The sequence below is a fragment of the Mycolicibacterium sp. lyk4-40-TYG-92 genome (assembly GCF_030209435.1).
Lineage (GTDB): Bacteria > Actinomycetota > Actinomycetes > Mycobacteriales > Mycobacteriaceae > Mycobacterium.
Genome location: NZ_JARVRX010000014.1, coordinates 1 through 20,030, shown reverse-complemented (window position 1 = coordinate 20,030; position 20,030 = coordinate 1). Strand labels below are relative to the sequence as shown.

Sequence of the window (20,030 nt, the reverse complement as noted above, 5' to 3'; positions counted from 1 at the left end):
CCGCCGAAAACGGCCCCCGGATCTGTTGTCCGGGGGCCGTTCTCGTCGCTGGGGTTAGTAGTCCCAGACGTCGGGCACGCACCGGAAGGTGTCACCGACGGCCGCTACGTGGCACACCGACGGGAACGGGAGGTGCGTGGCGACAAGGGCCTCCTTGGTGGCCGCGACCTCCCGTAGCAGGCGAACGCGGACGCGGGCCGCCTCTTCGGGGTCGTGCTCGAAGCCGTTCTGCCACTCGGGGTTATCGAAACCGGGGGCGAACACGGCATCGCCGGCGAAGGTGAGCTTTTCGCCGCGCGACTCCAGGCGCACCACGCTGTGCCCCGGGGTGTGTCCGCCGGTGCGGCTGAGGAGAACGCCCGGCGCCACTTCGTAATCCGTCTCGAATGTCCGCAGCTGGCCGCTGTACTGATCCAGGAACTGCGTGGCGCACCGGCGCAGCACGTCCGGGATGGGCCCGGGCATGACGGTGTGTGAGAAGTCAGGTGCCGCCCAGAATTCGGCCTCGGCCGTGGCCGCGTGGACGCGCAGGTCCGGCCGGAACCGCTCCTTCACGCCTTCGGTGATCAGCCCGCCGACGTGGTCCATGTGCATGTGGGTCAGCACGACGTCGGTCACCGAGCCGAGATCGACACCGGCGGCTTCGAGTCGCCGGATGGTCTGCCCGGCCCGCGGGAAGTCCGGAAATTCCAGCCCCAGCCCGGCGTCGACCAGGATCGTGCGGTCCCCGCTACGGACGACCACGATATTCAGCGGCCAGTCGACGATCTCGGGTGGCAGGAAGTTGTCGTCCAACCATTCCGTCAGTTCGGCCGGGGGGACGTTGGTGCCCAGCGTCGATGCCGTGATCGGCAGGACGCCGTCACTGATCACCAATACGTCGATGTCGCCGACCGGCACCGCGTACCGCGACGGAACCAACTCGTCGAGCCCCGTCCGATCGAGGTGGGAAATGCTGTCCAAGCTCACGTTGTCTCCTTCTGGCACATCATTCGGCAGCGTCATGGATCTGACCCTGTGCGGGGTTGAACGCACGCCGGCGCGCGAACTCATCCATCACGCACCACGGATTCGGTTGTCGACCACGTACTTCCAATGGTTCGCGCCGGCCGCTTTCCGACGAGTCTGAGTTCGGCGGCGCGATCGGCGCCGCCACAGGTGACGGGAGGCTTTGATCGTGACGGCGGTGCCGGTGCCGGATTCGGAACTCGCGGCCCGATTCGTCATCGAGGCCGTCCCGCTCCTCGACGCGCTCGGGCGCGGGGCCCGCCGACTGACGCGCTGCGAAGCCGACGCCGAAGATCTGTTGCAGGACACCCTGTTACACGCCTATCAGGGCTTCGGATCATTTCAGCAGGGCACCAATCTCAACGCCTGGCTCTTCCGCATCCTGCACAACCGGTGGGTCAGCAGGCATCGTCACCGGGAATCCCGCCCGCCGGAGGTACCCCTGGAGGTGATCACCGCCGGTGGGTATGAACCCTCGACAGCCCGCCGTTCGGCGGAAGTCGAGGTGCTCGACCTCATGGCGGACGGGGATATCGAGACCGCGTTTGGGGAGTTGTCAGAAGGTGCGCGCGCCGCCATGTTCTACGTGGAGGTGCAGGGACACACCTATGCCGAGGCCGCTGTCCTCATGGGTGTGCCGATGGGCACGGTGATGTCGCGGGTTTCGCGCGGCAGGCAGCAGCTGCGCGTGGCGCTGGCCCACCGGGACAGCGCCTGAACCCTTGCCAGAAACTGAAACGTGTTCCAGTATGCATCGATGACGCATGGCGGCGACAGCGCGACGTTTGACCCGGACGTACTCCGGCAGCGGTACGCCGAGGAACGCGCGCGGCGGTTGCGGGCCGACGGCATCGGCCAGTATGTGGAGATCGCCGGCCGGTTCGCCGCGTTCGGTGAAGACCCTTGGGCAGAACCGGCTTTCACCCGGGAGCCGCTTACCGACGAGGTCGATGTCGCGATCATCGGGGCCGGCTTCGGCGGCTTGCTGACCGGCGCCCGACTACGGGAACTGGGTGTGGCCGATATCCGGCTGATCGACAAGGCGGCCGACGTGGGTGGCACCTGGTATTGGAACCGGTACCCCGGCATTGCCTGTGACGTCGAGTCGTACGTGTACATGCCGCTGCTGGAAGAACTGGGCTACCTGCCGACCGAGAAGTACGCCAAGGGCGCCGAGATTTTCGCGCACTGCCAGGCCATCGCCCAGCACTACGACCTCTACCGCAACGCCTGCCTGCAGACCGAGGTGCGGGAAATCCGTTGGGATGCAGCCGATTCCCGATGGGTGATCGCCACCAACCGCGGCGACGCCATCCGGGCCCGTTTCGTCTCGATGGCCAATGGTTACCTGCAGAAGCCGAAACTGCCCGGCATCGTGGGTATCACCGACTTCACTGGCCACGCGTTCCACACCAGCCGCTGGGACTACGCCTACACCGGTGCCGCCCTGGAGAACCTGGCCGACAAGCGCGTCGGCATCATCGGGACCGGCGCGACGTCGATCCAGTGCGTGCCGCGCCTGGCACCCGCGGTCGGGGAGTTGTTCGTGTTCCAGCGGACACCGTCGACGGTCGATGTGCGGGCCAACGCGCCGACCGACCCGGCGTGGGCGGCGACGCTCGAACCCGGCTGGCAGCAGCGTCGCATCGAGAATTTCCAGATCCTCACCGCCGGTGGCCAAGCCGACGAGGACCTGGTGGCCGACGCCTGGACCAGCCTGGCGAAGGCCATGCCGATCGCCAAGGAGGGTACCGACCCGCGAGCATCGACAGCCGAACTGGCGGATTTCGCCAAGATGGAGCAGATCCGGGCACGGATCGACGCCCTGGTGACCGATCCGGCCACGGCCGACGGCCTCAAACCCTGGTACGGCTACTACTGCAAGCGGCCCTGTTTCCACGACGAGTACCTGCAGACGTTCAACCGGGACAACGTCACCCTGGTCGACACCCGGGGCCGCGGCATCGAGAAGATCAGCGCCGCCGGGGTTGTCGTTGATGGCGCCGAATATCCGCTGGACTGCCTGATCTTCGCCACCGGCTTCGAGGTCGGCACCGACTACACCCGGCGCACTGGCTTCGAGGTGATCGGGCGCGGCGGAAAGACGCTGAGCGACAAGTGGTCCGACGGGGTCCGGACCCTGCACGGCCTGCACGTCCACGGTTTTCCGAACTGCTTCATCGCCAGCATCGCGCAGTCGGGGTTCACGGTGAACTTCCCGTACCTGATCGACACCCAGTCCCGGCATACCGCGTGGGTCATCGCGTGGGCACTCAAGAACGACATCGCCGCGGTGGAGGCGAGCGCGGCTGCCGAGGACAGCTGGGTCCGTGAGGTGGTGGCGCGTTCAGTGGTGATCTCCGGCCGGCGCGAGGCGTGTACGCCCGGCTATTACAACCGGGAGGGCCAGCCCAGCGACCGACTGAACCAGGACAGCTTCTTCTTCGGCGGTCCCACCGAATACGCGGACATCCTCGCCGCGTGGCGGGACACGGAAACCCTTGACGGGCTGGTCATCACGTGAGCACCGCCCTGTTGATCGGCGGCCAGCTCGTGCCAGGGAGCGGTGGCGAGTTCGCGACGATCAACCCGGCCACCGAGGAGACGCTGGGGCACGCTGCCGACGCGGATGCCGGCGATCTGGACCGCGCCATCGTCGCGGCCCGCACCGCATTCGATGACACCGACTGGTCGCGTGACACCGCGTTGCGGGTGCACTGCCTGCGGCAGTTGCGGGCGGCCCTCGACGATGAGATCGAGCACCTGAGGGCCATCACCGTGGCGGAGGTCGGTGCCCCGGTCTCGCTGACGTACGGCGGGCACTTGCAGGCACCGGTCGATGGCCTGGGCTATGTCGCCGATCTCGCCGAAATTTATGAATGGACAACCGATCTCGGGGAGGCCAGCCCGTTCGGCAAACCCACTCGCCGCACCGTCGTTCGCGAGCCGTGCGGAGTCGTCGGTGCCGTCACGCCGTGGAACTTCCCGCACCAGATCAACTTCGCCAAGCTCGGCCCCGCGCTGGCGGCAGGCAACACCGTCGTGCTCAAAGCCGCCCCGGACACGCCGTGGTGCGCCGCCGAAGTGGGCCGGATCATCAACGACCGCACCGACTTTCCCGCCGGCGTCATCAACGTCGTCACCTCCAGCGACCACCGGATCGGCGCCCAACTCACCGAAGACCCGCGGGTGGACCTGGTGTCGTTCACCGGGTCGACGGCCACCGGCCGGGCAGTCATGGCGGCCGCGTCGCACACCATCAAGAAGGTGTTCCTGGAACTGGGTGGCAAGTCGGCCTACATCGTGCTCGACGACGCCGACCTGCCCGCGGCCTGTGCCGCCGCGGCTGCCGGTGTCGCGATGCACGCCGGGCAGGGCTGCGCCTTCACCACCCGGCTCCTGGTACCCCGCGCCCGCTACGACGAGGCCGTGGCCGCGGCGGCATCGGCGATGTCCGGCATCGGTTTCGGTGATCCCGCCGATCCGAAAACGTTGTGCGGCCCTTTGATCTCCGCGCGGCAGCGTGACCGGGTCGAGGGCTATCTGCGGCTGGCGGTCGAGGAGGGCGGCACGTTCGCCTGTGGTGGCGGCCGCCCGGCGGACCGGACCAGAGGCTTCTTCATCGAGCCGACCGTCATCGCCGGGCTCACCAACGACGCCCGGGTGGCGCGCGAAGAGATCTTCGGCCCGGTGCTCACTGTCATCGCCCACGACGGCGATGCCGACGCCGTGCGCATCGCCAACGACTCGCCGTACGGCCTGTCCGGCGCGGTCGTCGGCGCCGACCAGGACCGCGTCGACTGGGTGACATCGCGGCTGCGGACCGGCACCATCAACGTCAACGGCGGTGTCTGGTACTCGCCGGACGCGCCGTTCGGCGGGTACAAGCAGTCCGGCATCGGCCGCGAGATGGGCCTGGCCGGCTTCGAGGAGTACCTGGAGACGAAGCTGATCGCCCGGGGCATTGCCAGCACGCGTTGACCCTGTACCTACGCAGTATTTGTGCGAGTAGATACGACCCTAGTTACAGGATCAACGTTGGGTGGGGCGCGGACGACGTTGACCCTGTGCCTGTGGCTCGTTTGTGCGAGTGGCCGTGGCCCTGGTTACAGGATCAACGCAGTCCCGGGCTGGGTGAAATCCAGCACGGCCCGGATCACCCGGCCGCCCAAGAGGTCATCGAAGGCCTCGTTGATGTCGTCGAGCCGGTAGCGGCGCGTGATCATCTCGTCGAGCTTGAGCCGGCCCTCCTGGTAGAGCTGCGCGAGGGCCGGGACTTCGGTGGTCGGGTTGCAGGAACCGAAGAGCGTGCCGCACAGGTTCTTGTTCATCAGGATCAGGTCCTGCAGGTCCAATTGGACAGTCCCGGCGGACGGTGCCGCCATCCCCGTCAGCACGCAGGTTCCGCCCTTGCGGGTCAACGACAACGCATCGGCGACGTCACCGCCACCGATCATCGACGGTGACACGACGACCGCGTCGGCCATCACGCCGCGGGTCAGATCCCGTACGAGCGCGACAGCTTCGGCGACCGTCGCCGCCGTGTGCGTCGCGCCGAACCCGAACGCCGAATCCCGCTTGAAAGCAACAGGATCGACCGCCACGACATGCGAAGCGCCAGCCAAGTGCGCACCTTGCACGGCCGCGGTACCGATCCCGCCGACGCCCATGACCACCACGGTGTCACCGGCACGCACGCCGGCGCGGCGGACCGCGGACCCATAACCGGTGGGCACCGCGCAGGACAGCAGCGCGCTGGGTACGAGTGGCAACGACGGATCGATCTTCACGAGCGAATCCGCCGCCACCACAGTGTGTTCGGCGAACGCTCCGATCTTCGAGGTGTGCCGCAGCTCCTCGCCGGCGAGGCTGTGATGGCGGAAGGTGCCGTCGGTGGGCATACCCGGTATCAGCGTGCCCGCGCCGACATCGCACAGGTACTCCATACCGCTTGTGCACCAACGACATTTCCCGCACACCGCGAGGAACGACGTCACCACGTGGTCGCCGGGGGCGAACCGCGTCACTCCCGGGCCGACCTCCAGGACCACCGCCGAACCCTCATGACCACCGATGGTGGGCGGCATGTTCGGCACCGCAGCGCCTTTCGGCGCGGACAATTGGCCCGACCGGATGTGGTCATCGGAGTGGCAGAGCCCGGCTGCCGCCATCTGCAGCAACACTTCACCGGTGCGCGGCGGGTCGAGCTCGAATTCCTCCACCGACCAGTCCCCGCCCACCTCACGGACGATTGCGGCGCGGCTCCTCATCGCGGCATCATGCGCCGAATGTAACGGACCGTGATGTTTCGCAACCGGTCATCAACGCGTTACGTGATTGATGCCGCCGCGCCGAACGGCTCCGTCACCGTGCACAACATGAGCACTAGTTCTGTACTCATCGCCCCTGACGACACCAGTTCGTCGACCGACACCCCGCGCTACACGCTGCTGTTGTCGGCCGACCGGGAACACATCGAGGCCGCGCAACGGCTTCGTCACCACGTGTTCACCTCTGAGCCGGGCTACACCCTCACCGATGACAGCCCCGGATTCGAAAGTGGCCGGGACGCCGACCGATTCGACGAGTTCTGCGACCACCTGCTGGTCCGCGACGACAACACCGGCGAGTACGTGGGCTGCTACCGCATGCTGCCGCCGCCCGGCGCCATCGCCGCGGGCGGGCTCTACACCGCAACGGAATTCGACGTCAGCGCGCTCGATAGCCTGCGCCCGTCACTGGTGGAGATGGGCCGCGCCGTGGTGCGCGCCGACCACCGCAACGGCGCCGTGGTGCTGCTCATGTGGGGCGGCATCCTGGCCTACCTGGACCACAGCGGCTACGACTACGTCACCGGCTGCGTGTCGGTACCCATCCAGGGCGGCCCGGACGAGGCCCCGGCCAGCCAGATTCGCGGTGTCCGCGACTTCGTCAACAAGCGGCACGCCTCGGAATACAAGGTGCGCCCGTACCGCCCGGTGATCATCGACGGCAAGCTGCTCGACGACATCGAGCCGCCGGCCCGCGTGACGGTGCCGCCGCTGATGCGCGGCTACCTGCGCCTCGGTGCCAAGGTGTGCGGCGACCCGGCCTACGACCCCGACTTCGGTGTCGGCGACTTCCCGGCCCTGCTCGACAAGCGTGAAGCCGACGTCCGCTACCTGACCCGGCTGCGTTCGGCAGCTGCCGCGACCGACAAGGCCGCCCAGTGACCACGCCGGTGACGGCGGCGGAGCACGCCTGGCTGCCCAAGGCGTCGTGCGACGCCAGCTGCATCCGGGTGGACTCCGTGCACATCAGCCGCCCGTTCGTCGTCGCGCTCCGCACGACCGTCCGGCTGATCATGACGATGCTGCTGCTACCCGCGCTGCCGCTGCTGGCAGTGCCGCTGCCCGGCAAGTCCCGCATCCAGCGGCTGTACTGCCGGCTCATGCTGCGGTGCCTCGGCGTGCGGATCAGCGTCTCCGGTGGCCCCATCCGCAACCTGAGCGGCGTACTGGTGGTCGCCGGGCACGTGTCCTGGGTCGACATCTTCGCCATCGGCGCCGTGATGCCCGGCTCGTTCGTGGCCCGCGCCGACCTCATCGAGTGGCCCGCACTCGGCTTCGTGGCCCGACTGCTCAAGGTCATCCCGATCGACCGGCACAGCCTGCGTCGCCTGCCCGACGTCGTCCGCACCGTCGGGGACCGGCTCGCCGCCGGCCAGACCGTCGTCGCGTTCCCGGAGGGCACCACGTGGTGCGGCCTGGGGCACGGCACCTTCGCACCGGCGATGTTCCAGGCCGCGATCGACACCGGCCGTCCCGTTCAGCCCCTACAGCTGACCTACCGGCACCGCAACGGCGCGCAGTCGACCATCCCGGCGTTCATCGGCGACGATTCGCTCCTGACGTCGATCAAGCGCGTCATCACCGCGAAGCTGACGGTGTGCCACATGCAGGTGCAGTCGCTGCAGTTGCCCGGTACGGACCGGCGCGATCTGGCCGGCCGCTGCCAGGCGGCGGTGCACCAGGTCGGCCCGCTGCCCGTCGCTGCTGTTCACGGGCACGTGCTGGCAGCCTGACCGGTTTGGCCTGGCCGGTATCCTGGACAGGCCATGAGCCCCGCATACCTGGACCACGCCGCCACGACCCCGATGCAGCCCGCTGCCATCGAGGCGATGACGTCGGTCCTGGCCGCCGGCGGTAACGCGTCGTCGCTGCACACGTCGGGCCGGGCGGCACGGCGCCGGATGGAGGAGGCCCGCGAGTCCCTGGCCCAGCAGCTGGGCGCCCGGCCCTCCGAGGTCATCTTCACCGCCGGCGGCACCGAGAGTGACAACCTGGCGGTCAAGGGCATCTTCTGGGCCCGCCGGGACAGCTGCCCGGGACGCCGCCGGATCGTGACGTCGCCCATCGAGCACCATGCGGTACTCGACGCCGTCGAGTGGCTCGTCGAACACGAGGGCGCGGAAGTGACCTGGCTGCCCGTGGACGCCACCGGCGCCACGTCCGCCGAAGCCCTGCGCGAGATTCTCGAAACCCACGACGACGTCGCACTCGTCAGCGTGATGTGGGCCAACAACGAGGTCGGCACCATCCAGCCTGTCGCCGAATTGGCTACTGTCGCAGCTGAATTCGACGTACCTATGCACAGCGACGCCATCCAGGCGATCGGTGCCGTGCCGGTCGATTTTGCCGCGAGCGGACTGTCCGCCATGAGCGTGGCGGCGCACAAGTTCGGTGGACCTACCGGTGTCGGGGCGCTGCTGCTGCGCCGCGACGTCGCGTGCGTGCCGCTGCTGCACGGCGGCGGCCAGGAGCGTGACGTGCGTTCGGGCACACCGGATGTCGCGGGCGTCGTGGCCATGGCTGCTGCCGCACTCGTCGCGGTGGAGGGACTCGATGCCTACCGGACCCGGATCGGCGCCTTGCGCGACCGCCTGGTCGACGGCGTGCTGTCCGGTATCGACGACGTCGTGCTCAACGGCGGCGCTGGTGCGGACCGGCTGCCGGGCAACGCACACTTCACTTTTCGCGGCTGCGAGGGCGATGCCCTGCTGATGCTGCTGGATGCCAAGGGCGTCGAATGTTCGACGGGCTCGGCCTGTACGGCGGGTGTCGCGCAGCCGTCGCACGTCCTGATCGCGATGGGCGCCGATCCGGCGAGCGCCCGCGGATCACTCCGATTTTCGTTGGGGCACACCAGTTCTGACGCCGACATCGATGCCGCGCTGGCCGTGTTGCCGGCCGCGGTCGAGCGGGCGCGTCAGGCCGCACTGGCCAGTGCCGGGTTGGGAAGGTAGTCATGCGGGTTCTGGTAGCGATGAGCGGGGGAGTGGACTCCTCGGTGGCCGCGGCGCGCATGGTCGACGCCGGCCACGAGGTGGTGGGCGTGCACCTGGCGCTGTCCAGCGCGCCCGGCACCCTGCGCACCGGGTCACGTGGTTGCTGCTCGAAGGAGGACGCCGGGGACGCCCGCCGTGTCGCGGACATCCTGGAAATTCCGTTCTACGTCTGGGATTTCGCGGACCGCTTCAAAGAGGACGTCATCGACGACTTCGTCGAGTCGTACGCCCGCGGTGAGACCCCGAACCCATGCGTGCGCTGCAACGAGAAGATCAAGTTCTCGGCGCTGTCGGCGCGTGCGCTGGCGCTCGGTTTCGACGCCGTGGCGACGGGGCACTACGCGCGGCTGGAGGACGGCCGGCTGCGTCGTGCGGTCGACGCGGACAAGGACCAGTCGTACGTGCTCGGTGTGCTGACCGCCGAGCAACTCAGCCACGCGCTGTTCCCGATCGGCGACACCCCCAAGCCGCAGATTCGGCAGGAGGCCGCCGAGCGCGGGTTGGCGGTCGCGGACAAGCCGGACAGCCACGACATCTGCTTCATTCCGTCCGGTGACACCCGGGCCTTCCTCGGCGCGCGCATCGGCATCCGGCCGGGCGCTGTCGTTGATGCCGGCGGTACGAAGCTCGCCGAGCACGACGGCGTGCACGGGTTCACCATCGGTCAGCGCAAGGGCCTGGGCATCGCGGGTCCAGGACCCGACGGTCTGCCGCGCTATGTCACGGGCATCGACGCCGAGACCGGGACGGTGCACGTCGGCGGTGTGGAGGACCTCGAGATCCACGCGCTGACGGGCGAGCGTCCGGTGTTCACCTCGGGTGTGGAGCCGGTCGGACCCATCGAGTGCCTGATCCAGGTGCGGGCGCACGGCGGCCTGGCCGACGCCGTCGCCGAGTTCCGCGACGGCGTGCTCGATGTGCAGCTCCGCACTCCGCTGCGCGGCGTCGCCCCAGGTCAGACCATGGTGCTGTACCGGCGCGACCCGGAGGGTGACGAGGTCGTCGGCAGCGCCACCATCGCGCGCTGATCCCATCCCAAAGCAACCAAAAGGTTGCATATTCGGCTGATCGGTCGTAGCGTGAAAGGCAACCAGGAGGTTGCTTATGAGTTCCGATCGCATCGAAAAAGAAGTCACCCTGCGCGCACCGCTCGACCGGGTGTGGCGCGCCGTCTCCAACGCCGAAGAGTTCGGCCGGTGGTTCGGCGTGCGCTTCGATGGCCCGTTCGTCGCCGGTGAATCGGTGTCCGGGGTGATCACCCCGACGGAGGTCGACGACGAGGTCGCGGCCGCGCAGGAACCGCACGCGGGGCAGTCGTCCGTCTGGCACATCGTCGCGGTGGAGCCGCCGCGCCGGCTCGCGTTCCGCTGGCATCCGTACGCCGTCGAGCCAGGCGCCGACTACGACGCCGAGCCGACCACGCTGGTCGAGTTCACGTTGACCGACACCGCTGACGGCGTACTGCTCCGGATCGTCGAGTCCGGCTTCGACAGCATCCCGGTCGAGCGCCGGGCCGCCGCATTCGAAGCCAACAGCGGCGGCTGGGAAGCCCAGACGAAACTGGTACGCAAGTACCTGGACGAGCTCGTGTGAGTACGGCTGTCGAGGCCCGGGCGCCACTGTTCGACGCGCTCGGCGACCCCAATCGGCTGCGCATCGTGGTGCGACTGTGCGAAACGGGTCCCTGCTCGACTTCGCAAGTGACACAGGTGATCCCGGTGACCCGGCAAGCGGCCACCAAACATCTGCTGCTGTTGGAGGCGGTGGGACTGGTGACCAGCAGCCGGCACGGGCGTGAGCGCATCTGGCGGATCCAGCCGGACCCGCTCGCCGAGGCCAGCGAGTACCTGACCGCGCTGTCGAAGCGCTGGGACCGGGCCCTGGACCGGCTGCGGAGCTATGTGGAGGACCAGCCCGCAGAGCCCATCGAATAGTGTTGGCAGCGTGACTGTTTTCGCTCAGGCAACCGGTATCGGCTCGTGGCCGGGGACGGTCGCCCGGGAAGCGGCGGCAGTCGTGGTCGGTGAGCTGCCCGCCCTGCCGCATCTGGTGGAGCTCCCGGCGCGTGGCGTCGGCGCCGACATCATCGGACGGGCGGGCGCGCTGCTCGTCGACATCGGCATCGACACCGTCCCCCGCGGATACCGCATCGCGCCCGGCCGCGGCACCGTCGTGCGCCGCGCCACGGGTCTGCTCGACGAGGACGTCGACGCCCTCGAAGAGGCGTGGGAGAAGGCCGGGCTGCGCGGCACCGGTAGGACCATCAAGGTGCAGGTGCCGGGTCCGCTGACGCTGGCCGCCGAACTTGAGTTGCCCGGCGGTCACCGGGCCATCACCGATGCGGGCGCAGTGCGCGACCTGACGGGTTCGCTCGCCGAGGGCGTCGCGCATCATCGCGCCGAGGTGGCGCGGCGTTGCGACGCCGAGGTGGTGGTGCAGTTCGACGAACCGTCATTGCCCGCTGCCCTGGCCGGACGGCTCGCCGGGGTGACCCGGATGTCGCCGGTGGCGCCGATCGACGCGCAGCTGGCCGCGAGCCTGCTCGACCAGTGCATCGCGACCGCCGGGGGACCGGCGAGCATTCACGTGTGCGCGCCGGACGTGCCGTGGAAAACCTTGGCGCGCACCGCTTTCACCGCGCTATCGGTCGATGCCGCGACGCTGACCGCGGCCGACCTCGACGGCATCGGTGAGTGGGTGGAGGCGGGCCGGACCATCATGCTCGGCGTGCTGCCGGGCGTTGCCCCGGAACGTCCGGTGCCGGTCGAGAAGGTCGCCGCGACGGCCGCGAGCGTCACCGACCGGCTCGGCTTCCCCCGCGCCGTGCTGCGCGACCGCGTCGGCCTGACGCCCTCCTGCGGACTTGCCGGCGCGACGCAGACGTGGGCCCGTACCGCGCTGACGCTGCTGCGCAAGGCCGCGGACGGGATCGCGCAAGACCCGGATGCCGCGTGAGTTCCGACCCGTCCGGCAAACGGCGGAAATCGTCAACCGGGGCGTGGTGACATGCCATGATGAGAATCCGGAGTGCGCAGGGGGTTGCGACTCAGCGGAACTGATCGGGGACAGACATGCGCCGTGAGGACGCGCTGCTGACGGTGGCCGGCCTTTCGGTGTCCGCGTTTGTGGTGCTGGCCGGGGCCTCGCCGGCCGTGGCCGTCGCCGACCCTGGCGGGTCCAACGGCAATGGTGGCAACGGCAGTTCGGCCAAGGGGCCGAGCCGGAGCGGCGCCTCACACAACAACTCCGGCAACAGCACCTCAGCCAACGGTGGTTCGGGTTCGCGCGGCATTGCGTCGGTCGCCGGCCAGACCAAGACCGGGAAATCGTCGTCGAAGGCGAATGGCAACGCCGGCGGGCGGGGCAACAACGTCGTGTCCGGCGCCCAGTCCAACAGCGGGTCCGACAGCCCTGCCGCCGTCCCGACCTTCAGCCCGCCGAACCCGCCGCAGCCCGTGATCGTCGCCGAGCAGCACACCGGCACGGCACCGGCCCGGACGTGGTCTCCTGCCGCAGGCACTGCGCCGCCCATCATCGAGCTGCACGCACCGTCGGCGCCGAGCGAGGACGGCGCCGCGGATCTGCTGTCCGCCGACCACACCGGGATCCCGGTGTGGGCCGCGGCCGAGCCGATCGAGCTGCGCGGTGACCTCTTCGGGCTGGCCGGCTTGGTGTTGATGCCACTCGTCGGACTCGTGGTCGGGTATCGCCAGGCCAAGGCCGCGCGCGACCTCGGCCAGACGATCTCGGGCTAGACCTCGCGGATGTCGCGCAGTTCGCGGCGCAGAATCTTGCCGGCCGCGGACTTCGGGATCGCTTCGATGAATGCGACCTGCCGGACCTTCTTGTACGGCGCGACCTGGCCGGCGACGAATTCCATGATCTCGTCGCCCGTCAACGCCGCCTCCGGTTGCAGCACCACGAACGCCTTCGGCACTTCCTCGCCCGATTCGGGATCGCGGACCCCGACCACTGCGGTGTCGGCGATAGCGGGGTGCGCCAGCAGCACAGCCTCGAGCTCGGCCGGCGGTACCTGGTAGCCCTTGTACTTGATGAGCTCCTTGAGCCGGTCGACGATGTAGATGCAGCCGCTGGCGTCGACGCGGGCCAGGTCACCCGTGTGCAGGAAGCCGTCGGCGTCGATGGTCTCCCGGGTGGCGGCGTCGTTGTTGAGGTAACCGGCCATGACGTTGGGCCCGCGGAAACACAGTTCGCCGACCTCGCTGAGGCCGTGCTCGGGCCGGCTGATCTCGGCTCCCGTATCCGGCTCGACGATCTTGCTGACGGCATTGGGCACTGTCCAGCCGCACGAGCTCAATGGCGCGACGGCGCCGACGAGTTCACGGCCGCCGTCGAACGGCATGCAGTGGCTCACCGGGCTCAGCTCACTCATGCCGTAGCCCTGCACGATGGGGCAGCCGAGCCGGTCGGAGACCGCCATGCCCAGGTCGTCATCGAGCGGCGCGGCACCCGACATCAGGCCCTTCAGGGAGTCGAGCCGGTAGGAGTCGACCATCGGGTGCTTGGCCAGGGCCACCGCGACCGGCGGTGCGATGAACGCGAACGTGCACTTGTGGTCCTGGATGGTCTTGAGGAACAGCGCCAGATCGAAGCTGGGCATGATGACCAGCCGGGCCCGGGCGTGCAGGACGGAGTTGAGCAGCACCGTCATGCCGTAGATGTGGAAGAACGGCAACACCGCGAGCACGCGGTCCTCGGGGACCAGGCCCTGGATGGGCCGAATCTGCGCGACGTTCGCCGCGAGGTTCGTGTGGGTGAGCATGACGCCCTTGGGATTTCCCGTGGTGCCCGAACTGTAGGGCAGGGCCGCCAGGTGGGTGGCCGGGTCGAAGCTCACCTCGGGTGCGGGCAGCGCGGCGTCGAGCAGGTCACCGGCATTCGGATGACCGTCGGCCGCCGTGCCGGGCCCGTCGAGCACGACGACGCGATCGGCCGCCAGCCCGACCTCGCCGGCGGCCTGCAGCGCCTGCGGTGCCAGCGCCGTGACGGTGATCAGCATCGCGGCACGGGAGTCGGTCAACTGCTTGGCGATGTCCTTCGCCGTGAACAGTGCGTTGATCGTCGTGGCGGTGGCGCCGGACCGCAGAATGCCGTGGAAGGCGACGGCGAACGCGGCGCTGTTGGGTGCCAGCAGGCCCACCACGTCGCCGACACCCAGCCCGCGGGCGGCCAGCGCCCCGGCGAATGCCTCGATCCGGCTCGTCAGTTCGCGGTACGTGTACTCGGCACCGGTCGCGACCTCGGTGATCGCGATGCGATCGGCATCCGACGTGAGATCGCCGAAGATGTACTCGTAGACGGCCGTCGTCGGGATCTGGACCTCGGGGAAAGGGCTCGCGATAGTCATGGCGCCTTAGATCGAACCATGCCGGGGTGACGTGCGTCATGCCGGTTGGTTGCCGCCGGAGGGCCGGTTGTGGCGCCGCGTTACATGTCGTCGGCCATGCGCAACGCAGCCGTCGGACAAGACGCCACGGCCCGCCGCAGTACCAGCGGGTCGACATCGGTGGTGTCACCGATGTCGACCGTGCCGTTGTCGCCGACGCGGAACGCCGCGCTGATGCCCTCGCACATGCCCATGCCGATGCAAATCTCGTGATCGACCTCCACCCGGCTCATGGCTGCGCCGTGAACGGAAGGTGCGTCGGTCGGCGCACATAGCTGCCTTCGGCGTACTCGACCGCGTCGGCGTCGACGTCGAAATCCGGGCACCGGGTCAGCAGTTCCTCGAGCGCGATGCGGGCCTGCATCCGAGCCGCCGCGGCGCCGAGACAGTGGTGGTTGCCGTGGCTGAACGTGAGGATCTGAGCGGGGCGGCGCAGCACATTCAATTCCTCGGCGTCAGGGCCGAACTGCCGGTGGTCGCGGTTGCCCGAGCCGTACAACAGGAAGGTCTTGCGGCCGGCCGGAATGGTGGTGCCCTCGATCTCGACGTCGCGGGTCGTCATGCGGGCCAGGCCCTGCACCGGCGAGGTGAGCCGCAACAGTTCTTCGACCGCATCCGGGATCAGCGCCGGATCGTCGATGAGGAGCTGCCGTTGGTCACGGCGGGCGCTGAGCAATTGCACTGCACCGCCGAGCATTCCGGTCGTGGTGTCGTTGCCGCCGGTGATCATGGTGAAGGCGAAGCCCAGGATGGACAGGATGCCGGACATGTCGCCGTCCGCGCCGAAGCCCGCTTCCACCAGATGGGAGACGGTGTCGTCCCCGGGATTCTTCTGGCGGTAGGCGATCAATTCGTTGAAGTAGCCGAAGATTTCGGCAACCGCTGGTCCCGCGCTCGCCTGGTGACCGGTGGCGTTGGCGGCCACGATGGCGTCGGTCCACGCGTCGAAGCGGTCCCAATCCTGCTCCGGGACACCGAGATAGTGCGCCACCACCATGCTCGGCAGTGGTTTGAGGAATTCGGTGATGATGTCGCCGGTGCCTTTGGCGCGCAACTTCTCGATGCGGTCGATGACGAACTCGCGCACCTTGGGTTCCACCGCGGTGACCTGCCGCGGGGTGAATCCCTTGGCCACCAGGCGCCGGAAGGTGGTGTGGACCGGCGGGTCCTGCATCACCATCGGCGGATTGTCCTTGATGCCAACGGCTTCCATGTCGTCATAGTTGAAGGTGAGACCGTCGGCCGACGAGAAGGTGCCGTGGTCCTTCGCCGCCGCCGAGATGTCGGCATAGCGCGACAGCACCCAGTAGTCCTTGTCGGGGGCATGCTCGGGGATGACGTGGTGAACCGGATCATGCTCGCGCAGTGCGGCATACATGGCCCAGGGGCCGCGCCACGTGGCGGCGGAACCGGGAGTGAAGGTGACGGCGGTGGCGGTCATACGGAGTGTGCTCCTGTGGTGATCTGAGGGTAGGGGCCGAAGCGGTCGTTGTAGCCGTCCACGCGGGCCGCCAGTTGGGCCTGTCGCTGCGCGTCGGTGAGGTATTTGGTGCCGTCCGGCAGCACGGTGCCGAGCTGATCGAGGGTGACGACCTGCTGCGAGACGATCATCGGCACCGCCGATGAGGTGGCGTCGAGGTCCTGGAACCGGATGTAGAGGGTGCCCTGGTTGAGGCCGCCCGTGGAGACCCAGTTGGCCACGCCGGGGTCGTCGGGCGAGATGACGAGCGTGTAGGTGCCGTCCGCGTTGGCGATGGACTGCGCGTTGTTGAGGCTCGTCTGCTCGGTGCCGTCGCCGGGCGACAGTTCCCAGTCGTTGGTCACCGGCACCACGAAATACCCGGCGTTGCCCGGATTGATGGTGATGACCAGGGCCTGATTGTCGGCCAGTTGGAAGTAGCCGAGACTCTGCTTTTGCGACACCAGGGTGCCGGGGAAGTTGAACGGCTGGGTCAGCGTGTTGGGCGGCTTGAGCTGACCGGTCTGCAGATTGACGGTGACGATGTCCAGTGCCGTGTTGTGGGCGCTGGTGCCGAAATTGGCCAGGATGTCGGCGGTGTGGGCGACCATTTCGTCGAAGGTCTCCGCGCGCGATCCCGCCGGGCCGCTCGTCCGGGTGACAGTGAGACTCGGCGCGGATTCGGTGTTCCAGTCCGCCATCGTGTAGCGGACGAAAATCTGCTGGGCATCCGGCGGCAGGTAGATGTGGTTCGTCTGGCCCGGCGCGGTCGGATTTCCGTCCGCTGTGATGGTGAACGTGCCATCGGCGTTGACCACAAGGTTCTGCGCCGACAGATTTCCGATCGGTTTGGCATCGCTGATGTCGGCGTACACGCCGAAGTTTCCGTCGACGGGGATGCCGCCCAGATACTTGCCAGTGATCACGTATGTCGAGTCGCTGCGCACCGGGATGGTGCGGTAGATGGTGTCGGGGTTGTCGTAGATGAACCGGCCGCCGGCGGTATCGGTGCCATACCAACTGTGGGCGCGCATATCGACGGCCATCACCAGCGGGTTGTCGGGGTCGTTGTTGACCACCGTCATCGCGGCATTGAGCGCCTGCTCCCGCGCCGCCTGGTCGAGCAGCGCGAGATTCTCGGCGTCGACGCCGCCAACCAGGCCGAACTGCTGCTGGGCATGCGCCAGCCAGGCGGCCTTGAGCGCCTGGATGGCAGCCTGTACCTGCGGGGTGTTGACGATCTCCTGGGCCTTCTGTTCCAGCGCGATCTGGTCGGCGGTGCCGAGCGGGCTGGTGGGCTTCACCGTCACGGTGACCGTCTCGGTGGTCGTGGCACCGGCGTTCGGCTGGAACAACTTCAGCAGGTTGATGTGGAAGGGATTGCCCGGCCGGTCGTCGACGGTGACCGTGAACGTGTCCGTGCCGCCGGTGAATGCCAGTGCGTCACTTGGTGTATACGCGAACGTCCCGTCCGGGCGGACCGTCACGGCGCCCTTGGCCGGACCCTTGTCGACGGTGTAGGTGAGCTTGTCGCCGTTGGCGTCGGTGGCCTTGAGGTCTCCTGTGATGACGCCGCCGAACGTCTGGCTGGTCTCAGTCTGCTTGTAGGCGAGCTTTGGCGCGGCATTGAAGAAGGTGTTGCCGATCTCGCGGCGAATCCAGCTGAACAGCGTCCACAGCACCGGCGCCTGCGGTGGGGCGGTGGGGCTGGTGCCGGCGTGCGGGACGAGCCCGATGGCGCCGAGCAGGCTGGACACCACGTGAGTGACGAAGTTGCCGCCAGTGGCGGCAGTCGAGACGGGTTGAGTTGTGGCCGTGATCGAATTGATCTTCGTCGCCGCCGAGGTCAGGGCCGACGACACCGTGGTGGCGCCGGATGCGACTGAGGAGGTCTGGGCACCAGTCGGATTCGGTGCCGTCACGGTCGCCGTCGACGCGGGCTTCTGCGTGGCTTTCGCGGTCGGCTTGGTGGTGGCCGGTTGGGCGACTGTCGCGACCGGCTTGGTCGTCGGGCTGTGACGGCGGTCCTGGCGTGGCGTCTTGGGCGTGGCGGTGCGGGACTCGAATGCCTTCCCCGGCAGTGGCTGTGTTGCGGTGGGCTTTTCATCGGGAGTGGCCGTCGAAGGTGTATTGCTGTCGCTGGGCTTCGGCGCGCCTTCCGTCGCCGACTTGTCCGGTGTCGTCGTGGCGGTGGCCTGATCGCCCTTGGTTGACGAATCCTTCTGCCGATTGGGTGCTTTCACCTTCTTCGTGGGCTTCTCGCGCTTCGGCTTGGTGGCCGGCGCGTTGTCGGCAGACGACGTCGAGGCGCTGGTGCCGGTGTCGGCCAGGCAGACGGCGGGACTGCTCGCGACGGCGACTCCGATGCCGAGGGCGACGGCCAATGCGCCCACGCGGCCGATGAACCGGGCATGACCCGATCCGGCCGGGCTTCCAATGCGATGCAGCGTCGTTGCTGTGTCCATCTACACTCCCAATGTGACGAATAATTGTCAGTTGACTGTCAAATAATTGGCAACGCGCAGATGGTAAGCATCCCGGCGGCGGCGGCGCAAGCATTGATTCCCGGTGAGTGGGTCGCGCAATTGCCCGCCGGACAGCCGACGGGTTGCGCACGTGGCGATGGCTAGTGCTGACCGAGCTTTGCTGCGGCCGAGCGCAATTCGTGGATGTAGCGCGCGCGATCGGCAGCGCTGAGCGACGGATTCAGCGGCCCCAGCTGAATCTCGTAGGCGGGATGGCCGGCGGCGTTGTCCACGGCGGTACTGAGGTAGCTCACCGGGAGTGGCTCGGGTGATTCGAGCTGGACCGTGCTGTAGGGCTTTCCGCCGAGGCTGACCAGGGTCTCGAAAACTCGCTGCCGGAGCGCACTGCGTCGGGGGTGCTCGGAGAGCAGCTCGGCGACGTCGCCCAGCACGCCCAGCACCTCGGGGTTGGAGTCGCCGAAATCGAATATTGCGACACCATCGTTGCCGAGCTGATCGAGCAGGTTGCTGAACGCGGGGCGCAGCTCGTGCGGTGCGCCGGCCAGCCACTGTTGTCGACTGGCTGCGTCGCGGCGCGCGATCACCGATGCGCCGGCGGGCGGCGTCAGCGGCAGGCGGACGCCGACACCGACGCCGCCCGGGATGTGGCCGACGCCGCGCACCACGCTCACGAACGTCATCTCGGTGGCGCCGACCATCGCCAGCGACACACCGCACTTGGTGGCATGTGCCAGGTCGTGCAGGACCTCGGTGTGGTTGTCCGGCAGGGGTAGGGCGTTGCGCACGGCTTCGGCGACGCCGAGCATGCCCGGCCCGAGCGTGTAACTCCGGTCAGCAAGGCGCACAACCCAACCGGCACGCTCCAGGGCCAGCAGGATCGAGGTCACCGTCGCGCGGTTGAGTTCCAGGCGAGACGCGATCGAGGCCACGGAACTGGGCTCGGACTGCTGCGCCAGGAGTTCGATGATGCTGACGACGCGGTCGGTGGGCGGTGAGCCCGTCCGTGCGTTGTCTTCCAGCGGAGTGCCGCGTGACATCGATGCTCCTGCCGATCTGGTGACGCCAGCATCTTATGACGAATAGTTGTCGCAGTTGTGGACCGTAGCCCGTCTGATGGTCGGTTTGGTGAATGGCTGCAGTCTCGGTGTCGCGACTGCGAACATTTCGCCGACCGGGTGCTGGCCGTCGATCAGGTTGGTCTTGTCCTGAGCGGTCGCGCGCCAAAAAACTCTGGTCACTTTGTTCGCGCTGGTCACACGAGGTAACTAGCGTCACGATCCTGATGATTTTGTCATGTCGCAGGACATAGGTGACAGTTCTGCATCAGGACATCGGTGACAGTTC

Annotated in this window: 18 protein-coding genes; 11 read left to right on the top strand and 7 right to left on the bottom strand. The window is 68.1% G+C overall.

What is annotated here, in order from left to right:
* Positions 1-54: 54 nt before the first annotated feature.
* Entirely contained in the window at positions 55-969 is a 915-nt protein-coding gene (locus QRN63_RS19885) for an MBL fold metallo-hydrolase (RefSeq protein WP_285032373.1), read from the bottom strand.
* 208 nt (positions 970-1,177) lie between these two features.
* On the opposite strand from QRN63_RS19885, the gene QRN63_RS19880 reads away from it, so the two are divergent.
* From QRN63_RS19880 to QRN63_RS19870, 3 genes are read left to right on the top strand one after another with little or no spacing between them, the layout of a single operon-like run.
* Positions 1,178-1,726, top strand: a complete 549-nt coding sequence (locus QRN63_RS19880) for a sigma-70 family RNA polymerase sigma factor (protein ID WP_285032371.1) — start codon at positions 1,178-1,180, stop codon at positions 1,724-1,726.
* Between the two features lie 39 nt (positions 1,727-1,765).
* A complete protein-coding gene (locus QRN63_RS19875) occupies positions 1,766-3,532 on the top strand; it encodes a flavin-containing monooxygenase (protein ID WP_285032369.1) in 1,767 nt (588 codons plus the stop codon).
* Positions 3,529-4,989, top strand: a complete 1,461-nt coding sequence (locus tag QRN63_RS19870) for an aldehyde dehydrogenase (RefSeq protein ID WP_285032368.1) — start codon at positions 3,529-3,531, stop codon at positions 4,987-4,989. The genes QRN63_RS19875 and QRN63_RS19870 overlap by 4 nt, the downstream gene beginning before the upstream one ends.
* Before the next feature lie 125 nt (positions 4,990-5,114).
* Here QRN63_RS19870 and QRN63_RS19865 read toward each other — a convergent pair whose 3' ends face one another.
* Complete coding sequence (locus tag QRN63_RS19865; RefSeq protein WP_285032366.1) at positions 5,115-6,278, bottom strand: NDMA-dependent alcohol dehydrogenase; 1,164 nt, start codon at positions 6,276-6,278, stop codon at positions 5,115-5,117.
* Positions 6,279-6,386: 108 nt separating this feature from the next.
* On the opposite strand from QRN63_RS19865, the gene QRN63_RS19860 reads away from it, so the two are divergent.
* From QRN63_RS19860 to QRN63_RS19825, 8 genes are all read left to right on the top strand, one after another.
* Positions 6,387-7,220: a GNAT family N-acetyltransferase gene (locus QRN63_RS19860; protein ID WP_064981083.1), complete on the top strand. Its 834-nt coding sequence runs from the start codon at positions 6,387-6,389 to the stop codon at positions 7,218-7,220.
* 8 nt (positions 7,221-7,228) lie between these two features.
* Positions 7,229-8,071 carry a lysophospholipid acyltransferase family protein gene (locus QRN63_RS19855; protein ID WP_267320541.1) on the top strand — a complete coding sequence of 281 codons (843 nt, stop codon included), beginning with the start codon at positions 7,229-7,231 and terminating at the stop codon, positions 8,069-8,071.
* A gap of 33 nt (positions 8,072-8,104) precedes the next feature.
* On the top strand, positions 8,105-9,292 hold the full coding sequence (locus QRN63_RS19850) for a cysteine desulfurase family protein (RefSeq protein WP_285032361.1): 1,188 nt from the start codon (positions 8,105-8,107) through the stop codon (positions 9,290-9,292).
* Positions 9,293-9,294: 2 nt separating this feature from the next.
* On the top strand, positions 9,295-10,362 hold the full coding sequence (gene mnmA / locus QRN63_RS19845; RefSeq protein ID WP_285032358.1) for a tRNA 2-thiouridine(34) synthase MnmA: 1,068 nt from the start codon (positions 9,295-9,297) through the stop codon (positions 10,360-10,362).
* Between the two features lie 76 nt (positions 10,363-10,438).
* On the top strand, positions 10,439-10,927 hold the full coding sequence (locus tag QRN63_RS19840) for an SRPBCC family protein (protein ID WP_267320533.1): 489 nt from the start codon (positions 10,439-10,441) through the stop codon (positions 10,925-10,927).
* Positions 10,924-11,268 (top strand): ArsR/SmtB family transcription factor, encoded by a 345-nt coding sequence (locus tag QRN63_RS19835; protein ID WP_285032356.1) that lies wholly within the window; start codon positions 10,924-10,926, stop codon positions 11,266-11,268. Before QRN63_RS19840 ends, QRN63_RS19835 begins: the two co-directional genes overlap by 4 nt.
* 10 nt (positions 11,269-11,278) lie before the next feature.
* Complete coding sequence (locus tag QRN63_RS19830) at positions 11,279-12,289, top strand: methionine synthase (protein ID WP_285032355.1); 1,011 nt, start codon at positions 11,279-11,281, stop codon at positions 12,287-12,289.
* Positions 12,290-12,405: 116 nt separating this feature from the next.
* Positions 12,406-13,089 (top strand): hypothetical protein, encoded by a 684-nt coding sequence (locus QRN63_RS19825; protein ID WP_285032353.1) that lies wholly within the window; start codon positions 12,406-12,408, stop codon positions 13,087-13,089.
* Here the strand turns inward: QRN63_RS19825 and QRN63_RS19820 are convergent.
* From QRN63_RS19820 to QRN63_RS19800, 5 genes are all read right to left on the bottom strand, one after another.
* Positions 13,086-14,702: an AMP-binding protein gene (locus tag QRN63_RS19820; RefSeq protein ID WP_267320537.1), complete on the bottom strand. Its 1,617-nt coding sequence runs from the start codon at positions 14,700-14,702 to the stop codon at positions 13,086-13,088. The two genes, QRN63_RS19825 and QRN63_RS19820, sit on opposite strands and share 4 nt — an antisense overlap.
* 80 nt (positions 14,703-14,782) lie before the next feature.
* Entirely contained in the window at positions 14,783-14,974 is a 192-nt protein-coding gene (locus tag QRN63_RS19815) for a ferredoxin (protein ID WP_285032352.1), read from the bottom strand.
* Positions 14,971-16,182, bottom strand: a complete 1,212-nt coding sequence (locus tag QRN63_RS19810; protein WP_285032351.1) for a cytochrome P450 — start codon at positions 16,180-16,182, stop codon at positions 14,971-14,973. Before QRN63_RS19810 ends, QRN63_RS19815 begins: the two co-directional genes overlap by 4 nt.
* Positions 16,179-18,665: an Ig-like domain-containing protein gene (locus tag QRN63_RS19805; RefSeq protein WP_285032350.1), complete on the bottom strand. Its 2,487-nt coding sequence runs from the start codon at positions 18,663-18,665 to the stop codon at positions 16,179-16,181. Before QRN63_RS19805 ends, QRN63_RS19810 begins: the two co-directional genes overlap by 4 nt.
* A gap of 161 nt (positions 18,666-18,826) precedes the next feature.
* A complete protein-coding gene (locus QRN63_RS19800; RefSeq protein WP_285032349.1) occupies positions 18,827-19,723 on the bottom strand; it encodes a helix-turn-helix domain-containing protein in 897 nt (298 codons plus the stop codon).
* Between the last annotated feature and the right edge of the window lie 307 nt (positions 19,724-20,030).

Bases quoted from the DNA above. Each gene is read 5' to 3' on its own strand.
- QRN63_RS19875 (WP_285032369.1), top strand. From the start codon at position 1,766: ATGACGCATGGCGGCGACAGCGCGACGTTTGACCCGGACGTACTCCGG.
- QRN63_RS19865 (WP_285032366.1), bottom strand. From the start codon at position 6,278: ATGAGGAGCCGCGCCGCAATCGTCCGTGAGGTGGGCGGGGACTGGTCG.
- QRN63_RS19860 (WP_064981083.1), top strand. From the start codon at position 6,387: ATGAGCACTAGTTCTGTACTCATCGCCCCTGACGACACCAGTTCGTCG.
- QRN63_RS19850 (WP_285032361.1), top strand. From the start codon at position 8,105: ATGAGCCCCGCATACCTGGACCACGCCGCCACGACCCCGATGCAGCCC.
- mnmA (WP_285032358.1), top strand. From the start codon at position 9,295: ATGCGGGTTCTGGTAGCGATGAGCGGGGGAGTGGACTCCTCGGTGGCC.
- QRN63_RS19840 (WP_267320533.1), top strand. From the start codon at position 10,439: ATGAGTTCCGATCGCATCGAAAAAGAAGTCACCCTGCGCGCACCGCTC.
- QRN63_RS19825 (WP_285032353.1), top strand. From the start codon at position 12,406: ATGCGCCGTGAGGACGCGCTGCTGACGGTGGCCGGCCTTTCGGTGTCC.
- QRN63_RS19820 (WP_267320537.1), bottom strand. From the start codon at position 14,702: ATGACTATCGCGAGCCCTTTCCCCGAGGTCCAGATCCCGACGACGGCC.
- QRN63_RS19815 (WP_285032352.1), bottom strand. From the start codon at position 14,974: ATGAGCCGGGTGGAGGTCGATCACGAGATTTGCATCGGCATGGGCATG.
- QRN63_RS19810 (WP_285032351.1), bottom strand. From the start codon at position 16,182: ATGACCGCCACCGCCGTCACCTTCACTCCCGGTTCCGCCGCCACGTGG.
- QRN63_RS19805 (WP_285032350.1), bottom strand. From the start codon at position 18,665: ATGGACACAGCAACGACGCTGCATCGCATTGGAAGCCCGGCCGGATCG.
- QRN63_RS19800 (WP_285032349.1), bottom strand. From the start codon at position 19,723: ATGTCACGCGGCACTCCGCTGGAAGACAACGCACGGACGGGCTCACCG.